Origin of the sequence: Streptomyces griseicoloratus (assembly GCF_014534645.1) — a bacterium.
Taxonomy (GTDB): Bacteria; Actinomycetota; Actinomycetes; order Streptomycetales; family Streptomycetaceae; genus Streptomyces; species Streptomyces griseicoloratus.
Genome location: NZ_JACVQF010000193.1, coordinates 21,331 through 35,970 on the forward strand (window position 1 = coordinate 21,331; position 14,640 = coordinate 35,970).

14 protein-coding genes are annotated in these 14,640 nt (G+C 73.3%); 6 read left to right on the forward strand and 8 right to left on the reverse strand.

Annotated features, from left to right (window positions below):
• Positions 1-4: 4 nt before the first annotated feature.
• The 7 genes from H0H10_RS18475 to H0H10_RS18505 are packed head-to-tail and all read right to left on the reverse strand — an operon-like array spanning position 5 to position 5,658.
• Positions 5-1,012 carry a thioesterase family protein gene (locus H0H10_RS18475; protein WP_188182104.1) on the reverse strand — a complete coding sequence of 336 codons (1,008 nt, stop codon included), beginning with the start codon at positions 1,010-1,012 and terminating at the stop codon, positions 5-7.
• A gap of 54 nt (positions 1,013-1,066) precedes the next feature.
• Positions 1,067-1,822, reverse strand: coding sequence for an alpha/beta fold hydrolase (locus tag H0H10_RS18480; RefSeq protein ID WP_188182105.1), 756 nt, complete (start codon positions 1,820-1,822; stop codon positions 1,067-1,069).
• Positions 1,819-2,709 carry a beta-ketoacyl synthase N-terminal-like domain-containing protein gene (locus tag H0H10_RS18485; protein ID WP_188182106.1) on the reverse strand — a complete coding sequence of 297 codons (891 nt, stop codon included), beginning with the start codon at positions 2,707-2,709 and terminating at the stop codon, positions 1,819-1,821. Before H0H10_RS18485 ends, H0H10_RS18480 begins: the two co-directional genes overlap by 4 nt.
• The gene (locus H0H10_RS18490; RefSeq protein WP_188182107.1) at positions 2,706-3,836 is read right to left on the reverse strand and encodes a beta-ketoacyl synthase N-terminal-like domain-containing protein; all 1,131 of its coding nucleotides are present in this window, start codon (positions 3,834-3,836) and stop codon (positions 2,706-2,708) included. Before H0H10_RS18490 ends, H0H10_RS18485 begins: the two co-directional genes overlap by 4 nt.
• Positions 3,833-5,089 carry a beta-ketoacyl-[acyl-carrier-protein] synthase family protein gene (locus H0H10_RS18495; protein WP_188182108.1) on the reverse strand — a complete coding sequence of 419 codons (1,257 nt, stop codon included), beginning with the start codon at positions 5,087-5,089 and terminating at the stop codon, positions 3,833-3,835. The genes H0H10_RS18490 and H0H10_RS18495 overlap by 4 nt, the downstream gene beginning before the upstream one ends.
• Before the next feature lie 42 nt (positions 5,090-5,131).
• Positions 5,132-5,383, reverse strand: a complete 252-nt coding sequence (locus H0H10_RS18500) for an acyl carrier protein (RefSeq protein WP_188182109.1) — start codon at positions 5,381-5,383, stop codon at positions 5,132-5,134.
• A gap of 59 nt (positions 5,384-5,442) precedes the next feature.
• Entirely contained in the window at positions 5,443-5,658 is a 216-nt protein-coding gene (locus H0H10_RS18505; RefSeq protein WP_188182110.1) for an MbtH family protein, read from the reverse strand.
• A 372-nt stretch (positions 5,659-6,030) separates the two neighbouring features.
• On the opposite strand from H0H10_RS18505, the gene H0H10_RS18510 reads away from it, so the two are divergent.
• Entirely contained in the window at positions 6,031-6,891 is an 861-nt protein-coding gene (locus H0H10_RS18510) for a thioesterase II family protein (RefSeq protein ID WP_188182111.1), read from the forward strand.
• On the opposite strand, the gene H0H10_RS18515 is transcribed toward H0H10_RS18510, so the two are convergent.
• Positions 6,795-7,256, reverse strand: coding sequence for a hypothetical protein (locus tag H0H10_RS18515; protein ID WP_309141829.1), 462 nt, complete (start codon positions 7,254-7,256; stop codon positions 6,795-6,797). The two genes, H0H10_RS18510 and H0H10_RS18515, sit on opposite strands and share 97 nt — an antisense overlap.
• 329 nt (positions 7,257-7,585) lie before the next feature.
• Between H0H10_RS18515 and hppD the strand changes: the two genes are divergently transcribed.
• The 5 genes from hppD (at position 7,586) to H0H10_RS18540 (ending at position 14,638) form a co-directional block, all read left to right on the forward strand.
• Complete coding sequence (gene hppD, locus H0H10_RS18520; RefSeq protein ID WP_309141830.1) at positions 7,586-8,620, forward strand: 4-hydroxyphenylpyruvate dioxygenase; 1,035 nt, start codon at positions 7,586-7,588, stop codon at positions 8,618-8,620.
• On the forward strand, positions 8,617-11,103 hold the full coding sequence (locus H0H10_RS18525; RefSeq protein WP_188182114.1) for an aminotransferase class I/II-fold pyridoxal phosphate-dependent enzyme: 2,487 nt from the start codon (positions 8,617-8,619) through the stop codon (positions 11,101-11,103). Before hppD ends, H0H10_RS18525 begins: the two co-directional genes overlap by 4 nt.
• Positions 11,100-12,230, forward strand: a complete 1,131-nt coding sequence (locus H0H10_RS18530) for a prephenate dehydrogenase (RefSeq protein ID WP_188182115.1) — start codon at positions 11,100-11,102, stop codon at positions 12,228-12,230. Before H0H10_RS18525 ends, H0H10_RS18530 begins: the two co-directional genes overlap by 4 nt.
• A gap of 24 nt (positions 12,231-12,254) precedes the next feature.
• Positions 12,255-13,484: a sensor histidine kinase gene (locus H0H10_RS18535; RefSeq protein WP_188182116.1), complete on the forward strand. Its 1,230-nt coding sequence runs from the start codon at positions 12,255-12,257 to the stop codon at positions 13,482-13,484.
• Between the two features lie 215 nt (positions 13,485-13,699).
• The gene (locus H0H10_RS18540; protein ID WP_188182117.1) at positions 13,700-14,638 is read left to right on the forward strand and encodes an ATP-binding cassette domain-containing protein; all 939 of its coding nucleotides are present in this window, start codon (positions 13,700-13,702) and stop codon (positions 14,636-14,638) included.
• Positions 14,639-14,640 lie beyond the last annotated feature (2 nt).

The window sequence follows — 14,640 nt, forward strand, 5'->3', positions numbered from 1 at the left end:
GCGTTCACGACACCGCCTTGCGGGGCGTGGTGAGGGCGGTGACGGTGGCCTCGTCGAACTCCGCCATCTCCCACTGGTTGGGCTCCTTCTCGTGGAGGTAGCCGTGGGTGATGCTTCCGGTGGCGGTCTTCACCAGCTGCCCGTCGCGCAGCACGTAGCAGTCCATGCGGGTGGTGTAGAGCAGCGTCTTGAAGATGTTCTCGACGGTGTAGACGGTGTAGAGCTCCTCCTCCATCACGGTCTCGTCGAGGAGTTCGATGTGGGACTGCGTGACGACGGGGATCCACCCGCGGGTGTCGAGGACCTCCTTGATGGCCAGTCCCCGGTCGGCGAGGAACAGGTCCTCGACCTCCTCCATGATGCGCAGGAAGCCGGACATCTGGACGCGCTCGTTGTAGTGGCAGTAGAAGTAGCCGACCCGCCAGCGCCAACCGAACGCGTTGGTCTCGCCGATGAGTTCGCCGAGCACCGGGTCGGCACTGGTGCCGCGGCCGGCCGTGAACTCGCCGTACGGCACGGGTGCGGCCGCCAGGTCCAGCCGTTCGCCGGTGCCCAGGCGGGCGGTCGTGAAGCGTTCGAGACCGGCCGGCCAGGGTTCCTCGGCGCGGATGTGGCCGTCGACGCGCAGCGCCACGACGAGGGTCGAGTCCGCGCACCGCACCCGCTTGCCGTCACGCTCGACGAACTGCTCGACCCGGAAGCGGAACCGGTTCTCGCCGTCCTTGGTCTTCGGCGTGACGACGGCCTCCACCTCGTCGTCGACGGCGAGCAGCGCGCCGAGCCGGGAGCGGATGTCGACCACGTCGAAGCCCAGTCCGTGGCGCCGGTACAGGTCCACGACGGGCAGCCCGGCTTCCCTGAAGTGATGCAGAACCGCCGCTTCGGCCACGTAGTTGATGTGCTTGAAGCCGATGGCGAAGCTGATGTTGTTGCCTTCGAACAGGGGACGCAGCCGCGCCGTGGTCGGGGTCTGCAGCAGCGCCGTCACCGAGGGGTGGGGCGTCGGGTCCATCACGGACTCCTTCGTGTCGGGGTGTTTCGGGTCGGCCGGGTGGTGCGGGGCTTCTCAGGCGTCCGCCAGGGGCCGGACGGGGTCCGGGATCCGGTCGAGGAAGGCATGCACGGCGCCGGTGAAGCGGGTGGGCGCCTCGAGCATCGGGAAGTGGCCGCAGCCGGGCAGTTCCAGGCACTGTCCGGCGGGCAGCCGGGCGGCGAGGTGGCGGGCCTGGGCGACGGGCGCGGACCGGTCGGTCTCCCCGCCGATCACCAGAGCCGGGGTTTCGACGAGGTCCACGCGGAACAGCGGGGTGCGCAGGTAGGCGTCGAAGAACCGCAGCCAGCCGTAGGGGCCGATCCACTCCGTCATGCGCCGGGCCATGTCGGCCAGCCGGTCGGCCTCGATGTGGTGGCCGGGGGTGCGCAGCCGGATCGACTCGGCCATGGTCCGCGGGAAGTCGTCCAGGGTCGGCGCGATCATGTTCCAGTGGAAGTCGTCGGCGTCGGACCGGTAGAAGGGGTTGACGAGGACGACGCCGGGCAGCTTCAGCGGGTCGCCCGCGGCGGCGCGGCGGCTGAGCAGGTCGAGCAGTACCACCGAGCTGAACGAGTGGGCGACCACCACGTCGGCGCCGCCCGGGGCCGCGTCGAGCACTTCGGCCAGCCGGGCCGCGGAGTCGGTCTCGTGACGCCAGTCGTCGATGCCGCCGCTGTGCCAGGGCAGCCGTGGGGCGTGCACGTCGACGCCGTCGCGCCAGCGGCCGGCGAGCGGGGCCCAGATGCCCTCGTTGTTGGCGAGTCCGTGCAGCAGCACCACCCGTGTCATGCCGCACCCCCGGGCGGGAGCAGGGCCGCTCCGGCGGTGCCGGTCAGGGCGTACGCCGGCCGGGTGCCGCCCTCGGCGAACCAGCCGACGGCGGCGGCGCACTGCACCACGCCGAGGGCGCCGGACAGGTCGCCCCAGCCGGTCAGGGCGACCCGCTGGGCGCCGGACGGCACGGGGCCGGCGTCGGTGCTGAGCCACAGTCCGCCGCGCGGGGTGCGCCGGGTCAGCTCGGCGACGGTGGCGAGGGGCTGTGGGGTGCGCACGACCGGGCCGAGGAGGGCGCGCGGCTCACCCGCGGCGGTGCGGCTCAGCACGAGCGCCGCGCCGCCGTCGGCGACCGGCCCGCCGACGAGCCGCCGGGTGACCTCGTTGTCCGGTTCGACGCCGGTGACCAGGACGTGGTCGGCGCGCCCGGAGCGCAGCAGGAGGGCGGCCCAGCGTACGGCGTCCAGTCCGGAGGTACGGCCGTTGCACACCGTGAGGTTGGGGCCGCGCAGCCCGTACCGGATGGCGGTTTCCGAGGCGATGATGTTGCTGGAGGCGTTCGGGGTGTCCATCGGGCTCAGGGCCGCGGTGGAGTCCTTGGCGATGGTCTCCACCGCCCGGCACACGGTGTCCGCGTTGCCGAGGTTGGAGCTGACCACGGTGGCGACCCGGTCGCCGGTCACGGCCCTGCCGTCGGAACCGAGGAGACCGGCGTCGGTGAGCGCGGCATACGCCAGGTGGAGCCCGAGCCGGGTGGCGCGGTCCTTGAAGCGCAGTCCCTTGCGGCCGATGAGGGCCGCGGGGTCGACGGGGCCTGCGCCGGCGACGGCGGGGCGCAGCAGGGCGTCGGGCCCGGACGCGCCGGGCAGGGCCACCGCGACGCCCGAGACGGCGAGCGTCATGCGGCACCTCCCACGATGGCGACGGCGTTGACGCCGCCGAAGCCGAAGCTGTTGACCTGGGCGAGGCGCATCGGGGTGACGAGGGGCTCGCCGGCGACGAGGCGCAGGGTGCTGCCCTCGGGCAGCGGCTCGGCCAGGCCCGCGATGGGCGGCACGACCCCGGCCTCCAGGCAGCGCAGCGCCACGATCAGGCTGAGCAGTCCGGCCGAGCCCGAGGTGTGTCCGGTGAGGGACTTGATGCCCGTGAGCGCCGGGCGGGCGCCGGCGAACACCCGGGCGGTGACGGTGGCTTCGGTGCGGTCGTTCAGCGGGGTGCCGGTGGCGTGCAGGACGACCAGGTCGATGTCGGCCGGGGCGACGCCGGCGTGCCGCTGGGCCTCGCGGACGGCTGCCTCGACGCCCGTCTCGTCGGGGGCGGTCTGGTGGTGCGCGTCGCAGTTGACGGCGACCGAGCGCAGCAGGCCCCGCACGGGCCGGCCGGGCGGCGCCTCGCGCGTCAGGACGACGGCGGCGGCGCCCTCGCCGAGGATGGTGCCCCGGCGGTCCTGGTCGAAGGGGCGCACGGAGGGCGGCGGGTCGAACTGGACCCGGTCGGCCTGGCCGAACATGCTCTCGGTGACGACGTCGCAGCCGGCCACGACGACCGTGTCGGTCTCGCCGAGTTCCAGCAGGTCCCAGCCGAGGGCCAGCGCGTAGAGGGAGGCGGAGCAGGCCCCCGCGAAGGTGTGGGTGTCGACGGCTGCGAACCGCTCGCGCAGGACGTTCTCGAAGTGCAGGCGGTCGGCGTCGAAGACGGTGCCGTCGCGCCACCACAGTTCCAGGGAGCGCAGTTCGCGCAGTCCGGTGCCGACGAGGACGGGTATGCCGCCGAGGTCCTCGGGCAGTCCGGCGTCGGCGGCGGCCTGCCGGACGGCCTCCGCGAGGAGGCGGCCGGCCCGGCCGGGCTCGTCCAGGCCGGGGTTTGGGCGGTCGTCGATCTCGAACAGCTGCTGGGCCCGGTACCGGGAGCGGTCGAAGGCCTTCAGCGGCGCCAGTCCGCTGCGGCCGGCGCAGAGGCTGTCGAAGATCTCGCCGGGGTCGGCGCCGATGGCGGCGACCGCGCCCGTACCGGTGATGGGGTACGTCATCCGATGTCACCGTCCCGGTCGTATCTGCCGAGGATGACGATGGCGTTGTTGCCGCCGAAGGCGAGGCCGTTGTTCTGCACCACGCGCAGGTCGGCGTCGACGGCCTGGTTGGGCACGCAGTCGATCTCGCACTCGGGGTCGGTGCGGCGGTGGTTGATGGTGGGCGGGATGAAGCGGTGGGTGATGGCGAGGCCGCAGGCGATGGCGCCGAGAGCGCTGGCGGCGCCCATGGTGTGGCCGAGCATCGACTTCAGGGAGATGGTGCGCGGGGTGTCGGCGCCGAACACCGAGCGGATGGCGGCGGCCTCGGTGATGTCGTTGGCCTTGGTGCCGGTGCCGTGCGCGGAGATGAGGTCCACCTCCGCGGGTTTCACGCCGGCGTTGGCCAGCGCGAGGCTCATGCACTGGGCGACGCTGTCGCCCTTCGGGGCGACCTGGTGGAACGCGTCGCAGTTGAGGCCGTAGCCCAGGACCTCGGCGTAGATGCGTGCGCCGCGGGCCAGGGCCGACTCCAGGCTTTCGAGCACCAGCAGACCGGCGCCCTCACCGGTGAGGATGCCCTTGCGGTCCACGTCGAAGGGCTGGCACACCTCGGGGGCGATGGTGCCGAGCCGGTAGAAGCCGGTGAACGTCTTGCGGCACATGGCGTCCGCGCCGCCGCACAGCGCGTACTCCGCCTCGCCGGAGCTCACCGCGTCGAAGCCGTAGCCGATCGCGTAGTTGCCCGCGGAGCAGGCGGTGGCGATGGTGGGGGCCTCGACGTCGGTGAGGTCCAGCTCGTGCGCGATGGCCGTGGAGAGCCGGGCCGCCGATACCCGCCGGACGATCTGGGGGTCCATCCGCTCCGGACCGTCGGCGAGTTCGGCGGCCACCAGCCGGTCCAGCTCGTAGGACTCGCCGTCCGTGGTGCCGACGGAGATCAGTCCCCGTCGGCCGGCGAGGTCCGCGGGATCCAGACCGGCGTCACGCAGCGCCATGACCGCCGCCGCGACGGCGAAGCGGCTGGCGCGCCCCAACTCCCGCACCGGGGTGCGGGAGATCCACTGTTCGGGGTCGAACCCCTTGACCTCGCAGCCGTTGACGTGGGCGAAGCCCTCGACGTCGAACAGCGAGATCGGGCTGGCACCGCTGCGGCCGGCCCGCAGGCTCTCGGTGAATTCCTCGGCCCCGATGCCAATGCTGGAGATCACTCCAAAGCCGGTGAGGACCACCCGGCGATTTCCGGTTACGCCGCCGGGGCGTACTGAGGACATGTTTTCCCCTTAAACCTTCGGTTCGGCGGGACGGTGCCCGGATCAGCGGGCGGGAGCCTCCGCGACGACCTTGTAGACCGCCTCGAGGTTCACCATCTGGGCCAGCTCGGACTGGTCGATGGTGATGCCGAACTCCTTCTCCAGGGAGGCCAGGATCTCGATGGCACGCAGCGAGTCGGCGCCGTGGTCGTCGATGAAGAGGCTGGTGTCGGTGACCTCGTCCTCCTCCAGCTCGAGGATGTCGCAGACGATTTCCTTGACAGCGGACCGGCGGTCTTCGGCAAGTATCGGCATGACGTTGTTTCTCCTAGACGGTTCGGTGTGCGACGTGACGGGTTCGGCCGAGCTGTCCCTCAGGCCCCGGCGTCCATGGCGGCCGCGAGGCTGCGCGGGCGCATGTCGGTCCAGTGCTCGTTGACGTAGTCCAGGCATTCCTGGCGGGAAGCGGCGCCGTGCGCCTTTTCCCAGCCGGCCGGAATCTCCGCGAACACGGGCCAGATGGAATGCTGACCCTCGTCGTTCACGAGTACGTAGTACTCGGCATTGTCATCCTCGAACGGATTGGCCATGGGCGTCTTCCTTCCTGGCACGGTCACGCAATTCGGCTCGACTGTACGCAGCGGAGATTCGCTCGGACAAGACTTCCCGGAGATCGCACCGACCGTGCGTTCGAGAGTTTTCAATGAGAAGAATTGAATAATGTGTTGCGGGTCTTTCGGCCGCCCTGCACGGTTCGGGCCGGCGTGACCCCGGGCGGTGTTCCGCAGGTCCGGCAGGGCCGCGGGAGGGCCCGCTCGTCACCGCTGCGTCGGCCTCCGGCCACCGAGCGTCACTTCGGGGCATCGAAGATTTCTTGGCCGTCCGTGCCGCCGGCCGGCCCCACCCGCTACGTTGCTGCGAACCGATCGCGAGCCGACACGAGCCCTCGGAAAGGAGGCCGGATGGCCGGGCACCTCATCCGCCCGCTCCCCCGACCGCAGGCCGGCCGGGTGCTGTTCTGCCTGAGCTTCTGCGGGGGCGCCACCGCGCCCTTCCGGCCCTGGGCGGACAGCCTCCCCGAGGACACCGAACTGGCGCTGTACTGCTATCCCGGCCGCGAGATCCGCTACGGCGAGCCGTTCGCCCGCACCTGGCAGCAGCTGCTCGACGGGGCCCTGGCCGCGCTGCGCACGCTCGCCGGGCGCAGGGTGGTGCTGTGCGGCCACAGCATGGGCGCCTGGGTCGCCTTCGACCTCGCGGTGCGCGCCCGGCTCACGGGCCTGGCGGAGCCGGACGCGGTGGTGGTGTCGGCGGCGCACGCGCCCGCCGCACTGTCCCGGCACACCGACGTGCCGCCGCATCCGCGCAACACGGACGGGGAACTCCTCGACTGGATGCTCACCATGGGCCAGCTCTCCGAGGCGGTGCGCGGCGAGCCGGAGCTGCTGCGGATGGCGGTCGAGGTGCTGCGCGCCGACCTGGTCGTGGCGGACACCTACCGGTTCCGCGACGGCGACCGCGTGGACGCGCCGCTGCAGCTGCTGTACGGCGAGCAGGACGACCTCACCGAGGCGGACCTGGCCGGCTGGAGCGGGCTGACGACCGGTCCGTTCGAGGCGACCCGCCTCGAGGGCGGCCACTTCTACACGCCCGCGCTGTGGCGGCGGCTGCCCGAGCACATGGCGGTGTTCCGCCCGGGCGCACCGGACGGAACACCGCCGCCGGATCAGGCCGCGCCGACCTCGCGCACCAGCCTGCGGCGGATCGCCCGCAGCATGGACGCGCGGGTCAGCCCGCTGCCGAACCGCACCAGCCACCAGTAGGGCGCGAACGAGCGGCGGGTGCGCGCGTCGGTGGCGAGCACCCTCGTCTCCGTGCTCAGCGTCCCGCCCGCGAAGCGCACGTTCATGCCGACCTTCAGGATTCCCGGCTCATGGCATCCGGTCACGATCTCGGAAATGGTGCCGGGAGGCCGGGGGACGTCGTGCGGCGACTGCACCCCGGCGAACAGGAACTCGTCGTCGCCGGCCGGGATCACCTCGCCCATGCCGCTCAGGTAGTCGGAGACGATACGGCGCTCGGCCGACACATCAGCCCGGGTGAGCGCCACGAGGGCACGGGCCAGCGGCGCCTCCGACCAGGTCGTCGCACGGACGGCCCGCATCACCTGGTCCGTCGTACCGGGCACCGTAATCCGGTGCACTTCCCGGAAATGCCATTCGGGCAACAGCCGGTCCAGTTCCGATCCGCTCTCACCAGGCATTTCAGTCCCCTCCACGAAAAAGCAGCCGTCTGGCTCCGCGGAACATCCTAGAGAAGTTTTCGAAATGGTCTCGCCGGGGCCGGTCCACTGGCAGGTAAATGTCAGCGACGGGCCGTTTCACCGCTCCTGTACGCCCGGCCGGTCCGGCCGCCATTCAGCAAGGTGACAGAAAGAGTGCCGTTCCGCCCGCCGGCCCGAGAACGGCGGGCTCAATCGAATGCCGCCGCACCCGACACATCGGATGGGGAAACAACGTGACCGCACACGACGTCGAATACATCGAGATCCTCACCAGCGACCTGGAGGCGACCTGCGCCTATTTCACGTCCGCGTTCGGTTTCCGCGCGCGGGCGCGCGGCACGGCGGCCGGCCTGGAGGGGGTGCTGCTGGAGCAGGGTGCCGTCCGTCTCGTCGTCGCCGCGGGGCCGGCCGCCGCGGGTCACCTCGCCGCGCACGGCGACGGCGTGGTGGACATCGCCTTCGCCTGCACCGACCCGGTCGCCGTGCGGGACGAGGCAGTGGCCGCCGGCGGGCGCGCGCTGACCGGGCCGGCGCCGGAGACGCTCGTCGTGTCGGGCTTCGGCACGGTGCGCCACACCCTCGTGCGGCGGGAGCCCGGGGCGCCGGCCGTGCTGCCCGCCAGGTGGGACTGGTCCGGCGTCGGGCCGTCCGCGCCGGCCGGGTCCGCGCCGGCGCCCGCGCTGGCCGCCCTCGACCACGTCGCGGTGTGCCTGGAGGCCGGGACGCTGCACGACGTCGTCCGCTACTACCTCGACGGCTTCGGCTTCGAGCAGTTCTACAGCGAGTACGTCGCCGTCGGCGAGCAGGCGATGGACTCCATCGTGGTGCGCAGCCCCTCCGCCGGGATCACGTTCACGGTCATCGAGCCGGACGTGTCCCGCAAGCCCGGCCAGATCGACGAGTTCCTGGTGCGCAACGGCGGCGGCGGTGTGCAGCACCTGGCCTTCCTCGTCGAGGAGATCGTCCCCGCCGTGCTGGAGTTCGAGGCGCGGGGCGTGGAGTTCCTGCGCACCCCGGCCACCTACTACGACGCGCTGGCCGAGCGGATCCCCTCGCTGGAGGCGGTGATCGCCGACCTGCGCAAGACGAACGTGCTCGCCGACCGGGACGAGTGGGGGCACCTGCTGCAGCTGTTCACCCGCTCCCCCTTCGAGCGCCGCACCCTGTTCTTCGAACTGATCCAGCGGCAGGGCGCGCAGGGCTTCGGCAGCGCCAACATCCGTGCCCTGTACGAGGCGGTCGAGCGGGCCAGGGCGGTCACCGCATGACCGGCCGGCCGGACACCGCCGGCGACCTCCGCCCGGCCCTGACCGTCGCCGACTTCGCCGAGCGTGCCCGCAGCCGGATGGAGCCGGCCGTGTGGGACTTCGTCGAGGGCGGCGCCGGCGAGGAGCGCACCCTCGCCGCGAACCTGCGCGCCTTCGACCGGGTCCGGCTGCGGCCGCGGGTCCTGACCGGGGCGGGCGTCCCGTCGCTCGCCACCACGGTGCTCGGCCGCCGCTGGGCCGCGCCGCTCGCCGTGGCGCCGATGGCGTACCACACCCTGATGCACCCCGAGGGCGAGACGGCGACGGCACGGGCCGCGGGCGACCTCGGCGTCCCGCTGGTCGTGAGCACCTTCGCGGGCCGCCCGTTCGAGGAGATCGCCGCGGCGGCGCAGGCACCGCTGTGGCTGCAGGTGTACTGCTTCCGCGACCGGGAGACCACCCGCCGGCTCGTCGAACGCGCCGAGCGCGCCGGGTTCGAGGCACTGGTGCTCACCGTGGACGCGCCCCGGCTCGGGCGCCGGCTGCGGGACGAGCGCAACGGCTTCCGGCTGCCGCGGGGCATCACACCCGCCAACCTGCCGGTGGGCGACTACTCGTCCCCGGCCGAGCACGGCCGCCGCGGGCTCGACCCCGGCATGGACTGGTCCGTGCCGGCCTGGCTGCGCTCGGTGAGCCGGCTTCCGGTGCTGGTGAAGGGGGTGCTGACCGCCGAGGACGCGGTGCGGGCACGTGCCGCCGGGGCGGACGGCATCGTGGTGTCCAACCACGGCGGACGCCAACTGGACGGCGCCCCGGCCACCTTGGACGTCCTCGCCGAAATCGCCGCGGCCGTCGGCGGGCACACTCCGCTGCTCCTGGACGGCGGTGTGCGCCGGGGGTCCGACGTGCTGGCGGCGCTGGCGCTGGGAGCGGACGCGGTGCTGGTGGGCCGTCCGGTCCTGCACGGTCTGGCGGCCGGCGGCCGGGACGGCGTGGCCGGAGTGCTGCGCCTGTTCACCGACGGGCTCGCCGACGCCATGGCCCTCACCGGCACCGCGACCGTCGCGGACGCCGGCCCCGCGCTGCTGCGTACCCCGCCGGTGCCGCCGACCGGACAGCGTCCGGCGGAGCAGCACGTGCCGCCGGGCGGGCCCGCCCGTCCCGGTGAGGCGCGGCTGCGCAGGGAGGAGCTGCACCGCAGCGTCTGCGACCCGGTGCTGGACACCATGAACTTCCTCAACGAGGTCACCGAGCGCTTCCCCGAGGCGATCTCCTTCGCGCCCGGACGGCCGTACGAGGGCTTCTTCGACACCGAGCAGATCTTCGCCCACGTCCGCCGCTACCTGGACCACCTCGCCGGGCAGGGCGCCTCCCCGGACGCGATCCGCACGGCCCTGTTCCAGTACGGGCCGACGGCGGGGCGGATCCGGGAGCTGATCGCCGGCTCGCTCCGCGCCGACGAGGGCATCGACGTGTCACCGGAGTCGGTCGTGGTCACGGTGGGCGGCCAGGAGGCGATGCTGCTGGCGCTGCGCGCGCTGTTCGCCGGCCCCGACGACGTGCTCCTGGTCGTCAGCCCGTGCTACGTCGGCATCACCGGCGCGGCGCGGCTGCTGGACATCCCGGTGGTGCCGGTCGAGGAACGCGCCGACGGGCTGCGGTGCGCGGACGTCGAGGCGGCGATCCGCGCCGAGCGGGCCGCGGGACGCCGCCCCCGGGCGCTGTACCTGGTGCCGGACCACTCCAACCCGACCGGCACCACGCTGTCCCGGGCGGCGCGCGAGCAGTTGCTCGACATTGCGGGCCGGCACGATCTGCTGATCCTGGAGGACAGCCCGTACCGGCTGGTCAGCCCCGGCCCGCAGCTGCCCACGCTCAAGTCCCTCGACCACGCGCGCAGGGTCGTCCATCTCGGCTCGTACTCCAAGAGCGTCTTCCCGGGCGCGCGGATCGGCTTCGTGGTCGCCGACCAGCCGGTCGTGGACGCCGGGGGCCGGCAGGGGCTGCTCGCCGACGAACTGGCCAGGATCAAGAGCATGGTGACGGTGAACACCCCGGCCCTCAGCCAGGCGGCGGTGGCCGGCGCCCTGCTGGCCGCCGAGGGCAGTCTCGTCTCGTACAACGCCGGGCCCGCCAAGCACTACGGTGCCGCGCTGCGGGCCCTGCTGGACGAGCTCGACCGGCAGCTGCCGGAGTCCTGGCGCACCGCCCACGGCGTGGACTGGAACCGGCCGGACGGAGGGTTCTTCCTCACGCTGCGGGTGCCGTTCCGCGCGGACGACGCCGCGCTCGTGCGGTCCGCCGAGGAGTTCGGCGTGCTGTGGACGCCGATGGCGCACTTCCACCCGGGGGCCGGCGGCGACCGGGCGATACGGCTGTCCTTCAGCAGCCTCGGTCCCGAGGAGATCGAGGCGGGGGTGGCCAGGCTCGCCCGGTTCGTGCGGGCGGAGACGGCCCGGGCCGCCGGGCCGTGCGCCGCGGAGCCGGCGGAGGTGGGGCTGTGAGGAGCGCCGCCGTCATCGGCACCGGACTGGTGGGCACCTCGGTGGCGCTGGCGCTGAGCCGGCGGGGCGTGGCGGTGTTTCTCGACGACCGGGACACCACCGCGGCCCGGACCGCCGAGGCCCTCGGCGCGGGTTCCCTCGCTCCCCCGCCCGCCCCGGTGGACGTCGCCGTGCTGGCGGTGCCGCCCGCGCACGTCGGCGCGGTCCTCGCCCGCTGCCAGGAGCAGGGGCTGGCCGGGACGTACACGGACGTGGCCAGCGTCAAGGAGCGGCCGTACCAGGACCTCGTCCTCGCGGGCGGCGACCCGGCCCGTTACGTCGGCGGGCATCCGCTGGCCGGCGGGGAACGCTCGGGGCCGCTCGCGGCGCGGGCCGACCTCTTCGAGGGCCGGCTGTGGGTGCTGACCCCGGCGGAGGCCACGGACCGCTCCGCGCTGAACCCGGTGCTGGAGCTGGTGGCGCTGTGCGGCGCCACCCCGGTCATCATGGACGCCGTCGCGCACGACCGGGCGGTGGCGCTGACCTCGCACGCCCCGCATCTGGTGTCGTCGCTGACGGCGGCCCGGCTGGCCGATGCGGACGACGAGCACATCCGGGTGTCCGGCCAGGGGCTGCGGGACATGACGCGCATCGCGGCGGGCGAGCCCGCTCTGTGGGGCGACATCCTGGAGGCCAACGCGGAGGCGGTGGCGGACGTGCTGGAGGCCTGCGCCGCCGATCTGGACCGGACCGTCGCCGCGCTGCGCGCCCTGCACAGTGCCGACGGCGCGCGGCGGCGGCGGGCGGCCGCCGACCTGGACGGGGTACTGCGGCGGGGCTCCCGGGGCGCTGCGCGGGTGCCCCGCAAGCACGGCACGCCGCCCGCCGAGTACGTCACGGTGCCGGTGTCCGTGCCGGATCAGCCGGGGGCGCTCGCGCGGCTGTTCGCGGCGGTCAGCGAGGCGGGGGTGAACATCGAGGACGTCAGCATCGAGCACTCGGTGGACCAGCCGAGCGGCCGGGTGGAGCTGGTCGTGGAGCAGTCGTCCACGGAGGAGGTGCGCCGTCTGCTGGACGTGCACGGCTGGGCGCCGCAGCCTGCGCGGCCGCTCGTATCGGGCATGTCGCCCACCGCCGGGCGGAGTTGACCATGCCTCACTAGAATCGGCGGGATGCCCCTGCCAACCGGGAACCAGTCCGGGAATCTCGTCCGCGGCCGTCTCCTCCAGCCGCTCTGCGCGGTACTCGCGGCCGCGACGGTCGCGGGCGGCCTGGTCACCGGCCCCACGGCGGGCTGGCGGGCGGTCGTCCCCATGATGGTCGCGGTGCTCGGCGCGCTGGCCGTGGCCGGCCGGCGCGACCGGGTGCCGATCGTGCCGACGGCCGTGGTGGTGGCGGTCGCCTCGGCGCTGGGCACGCTCTTCGGCGACCCTCCGGTGCAGCGCCAGTCGACGGGCCTGGTGACGCTGCTGGAGATCGGGGCCACCCTCCTGCTGGTCTGCCTGGTCGCCCGGTACGCCGGCGCGCGGGCCGCCGTGGTGCTGTGCGCGGTGCTGGGCGTCCTGGCGTCCACGGTGATCCTGCGCCTGCAGGTGCCGCCGACGCTGCTGGAGGCGGCCGCGCAGTGCACGTTCTTCGCCCTGGGCGCGGTGGCCGCGTGCGCCGTCGGCGGCTATCTGCGCGGGCTGGAGGGCCGCCGGCTGCGCTCGGTGCACGAGGCGCGCCGCCACCAGCGCCTCCAACTCGCCCGGGACCTGCACGACTTCGTCGCCCACGACGTGTCCGCCATCGTGGTTCTCGCGCAGGCCGCGCAGGTGGTCGGCGGCGACCACCCGGAGAAGGTGATGCCCATCCTGAGCCAGATCGAGACCGCCGGGCAGCAGGCGCTGCGCTCCATGGACCGCACCGTGCACATGCTCGACGACGGTGCCGGTACGGCCGCCCCGGCCGCCGGGGAGGGCAAGACGCGGGCGTACGGGCTGCCCGACATCGCCGACGTCGTCGACCGGTTCCGGTCGGCCGGGCGGTCCGAGGTGCGCCTGGACATGGACCTGACGCCGGAGCAGATCGCCCAGGTGCCGCGCGAAGTGGCCAGCACCGCGCACCGGATCGTCGTCGAGGCGCTGACGAACATCCGCCGGCACGCGGCGGCCACGCCGCTGGTCTCGGTGTCCGTGACGCTCGGTCCCGAGGTCGCGGAGCCGGTCCTGACCGTGTCGGTGACCAACAGTCCGCCGTCGATCACGGAGCCCGGCGGTCTGCTCGGTGACGGGGGCCGGCGCGGTGGCGGCACGGGACTGACCGGGCTGGCCGAGCGGGTCGGTGCGCTGGGCGGCAGCCTGGAGTACGGCGGCCACGGCGACGGCGGCTGGCGGGTCACCGCCGTCCTTCCCCCGCGCTGACGCCGCCGCACGCCGCTGCGGCGCGGCAACCACGCGGACAGCCATTTCCGGGAATTTGGCAATTCCACTTCAACAGTTCTGATCCATGCTCCATGAATTCCCGCCGCACGGCTACCGTACAGCTGTAGGTGACGGCCCATGGGGTCCCTTTCGGTCATCCCTGAAAACGCCCGAAGACCGGTAGCGGACTTCCGGGATCGAGCGAAGGGAATTCCATGGACACCCCGATGATCGAATTGACCGACGTCACGAAGGCGTTCGGCTCCACCAAGGCTCTCGACGGGGTCAGCCTCACGGTGCCGCACGGCACTGTGCTGGGCCTGCTCGGGCACAACGGCGCCGGGAAGACGACCCTCGTCGGCATCCTCAGCACGCTCGCCCTGCCGACGTCCGGTCAGGCCCGGGTGGCCGGGGTCGACGTGGTGCGCCACCCCGAGGAGGTGCGCCGGCGCATCGGGCTCACCGGACAGTACGCGGCCGTCGACGAGACCCTGTCCGGGCATGCCAACCTGCTGCTCATCGCCCGGCTGCTGGGCGCCACCCGCGCCCAGGCGGCGTCCCGCGCGGAGGAACTGCTGGAGCTGTTCTCCCTCACGGACGCCGCCCACCGCGCCGTGAAGAACTACTCCGGCGGCATGCGCAGGCGCCTGGACCTGGCGGCGAGTCTGGTCGGGGACCCCGACGTGATCTTCCTGGACGAGCCCACCACGGGGCTCGACCCGACGGCCCGCCGGGCCCTGTGGGACGTCGTCCAACGGCTGGTCCGGGAGGGCACCACCGTGCTGCTGACCACCCAGTACCTGGAGGAGGCGGACGTCCTCGCCGACTCGATCACGGTGCTGTCGGCCGGCCGGGTCGTCGCGTCCGGCACCGCCGAGGAGCTCAAGAACCGGATCGGGCACCGGTCGGTGTCGGTCACCGTGCGCGGCGCCGACGACCGGGAGCTGGCGGCCGCCGCGCTCCGCAGGGCCGGTCTGAGCCCCGCGCACGAGGACGACGGCCTGGTGCTGACGATGCCCGTACGGGACTCCACCGCCGTGGCCCAGGTCGTCCGGGCCACCGACGAGGCGGGCGTGGACCTCGCGGGGCTCGCCTTCTGCGAACCCTCGCTGGACGACGTGTACATGGCCCTGAACCACTCCGACGGACGCTAGGC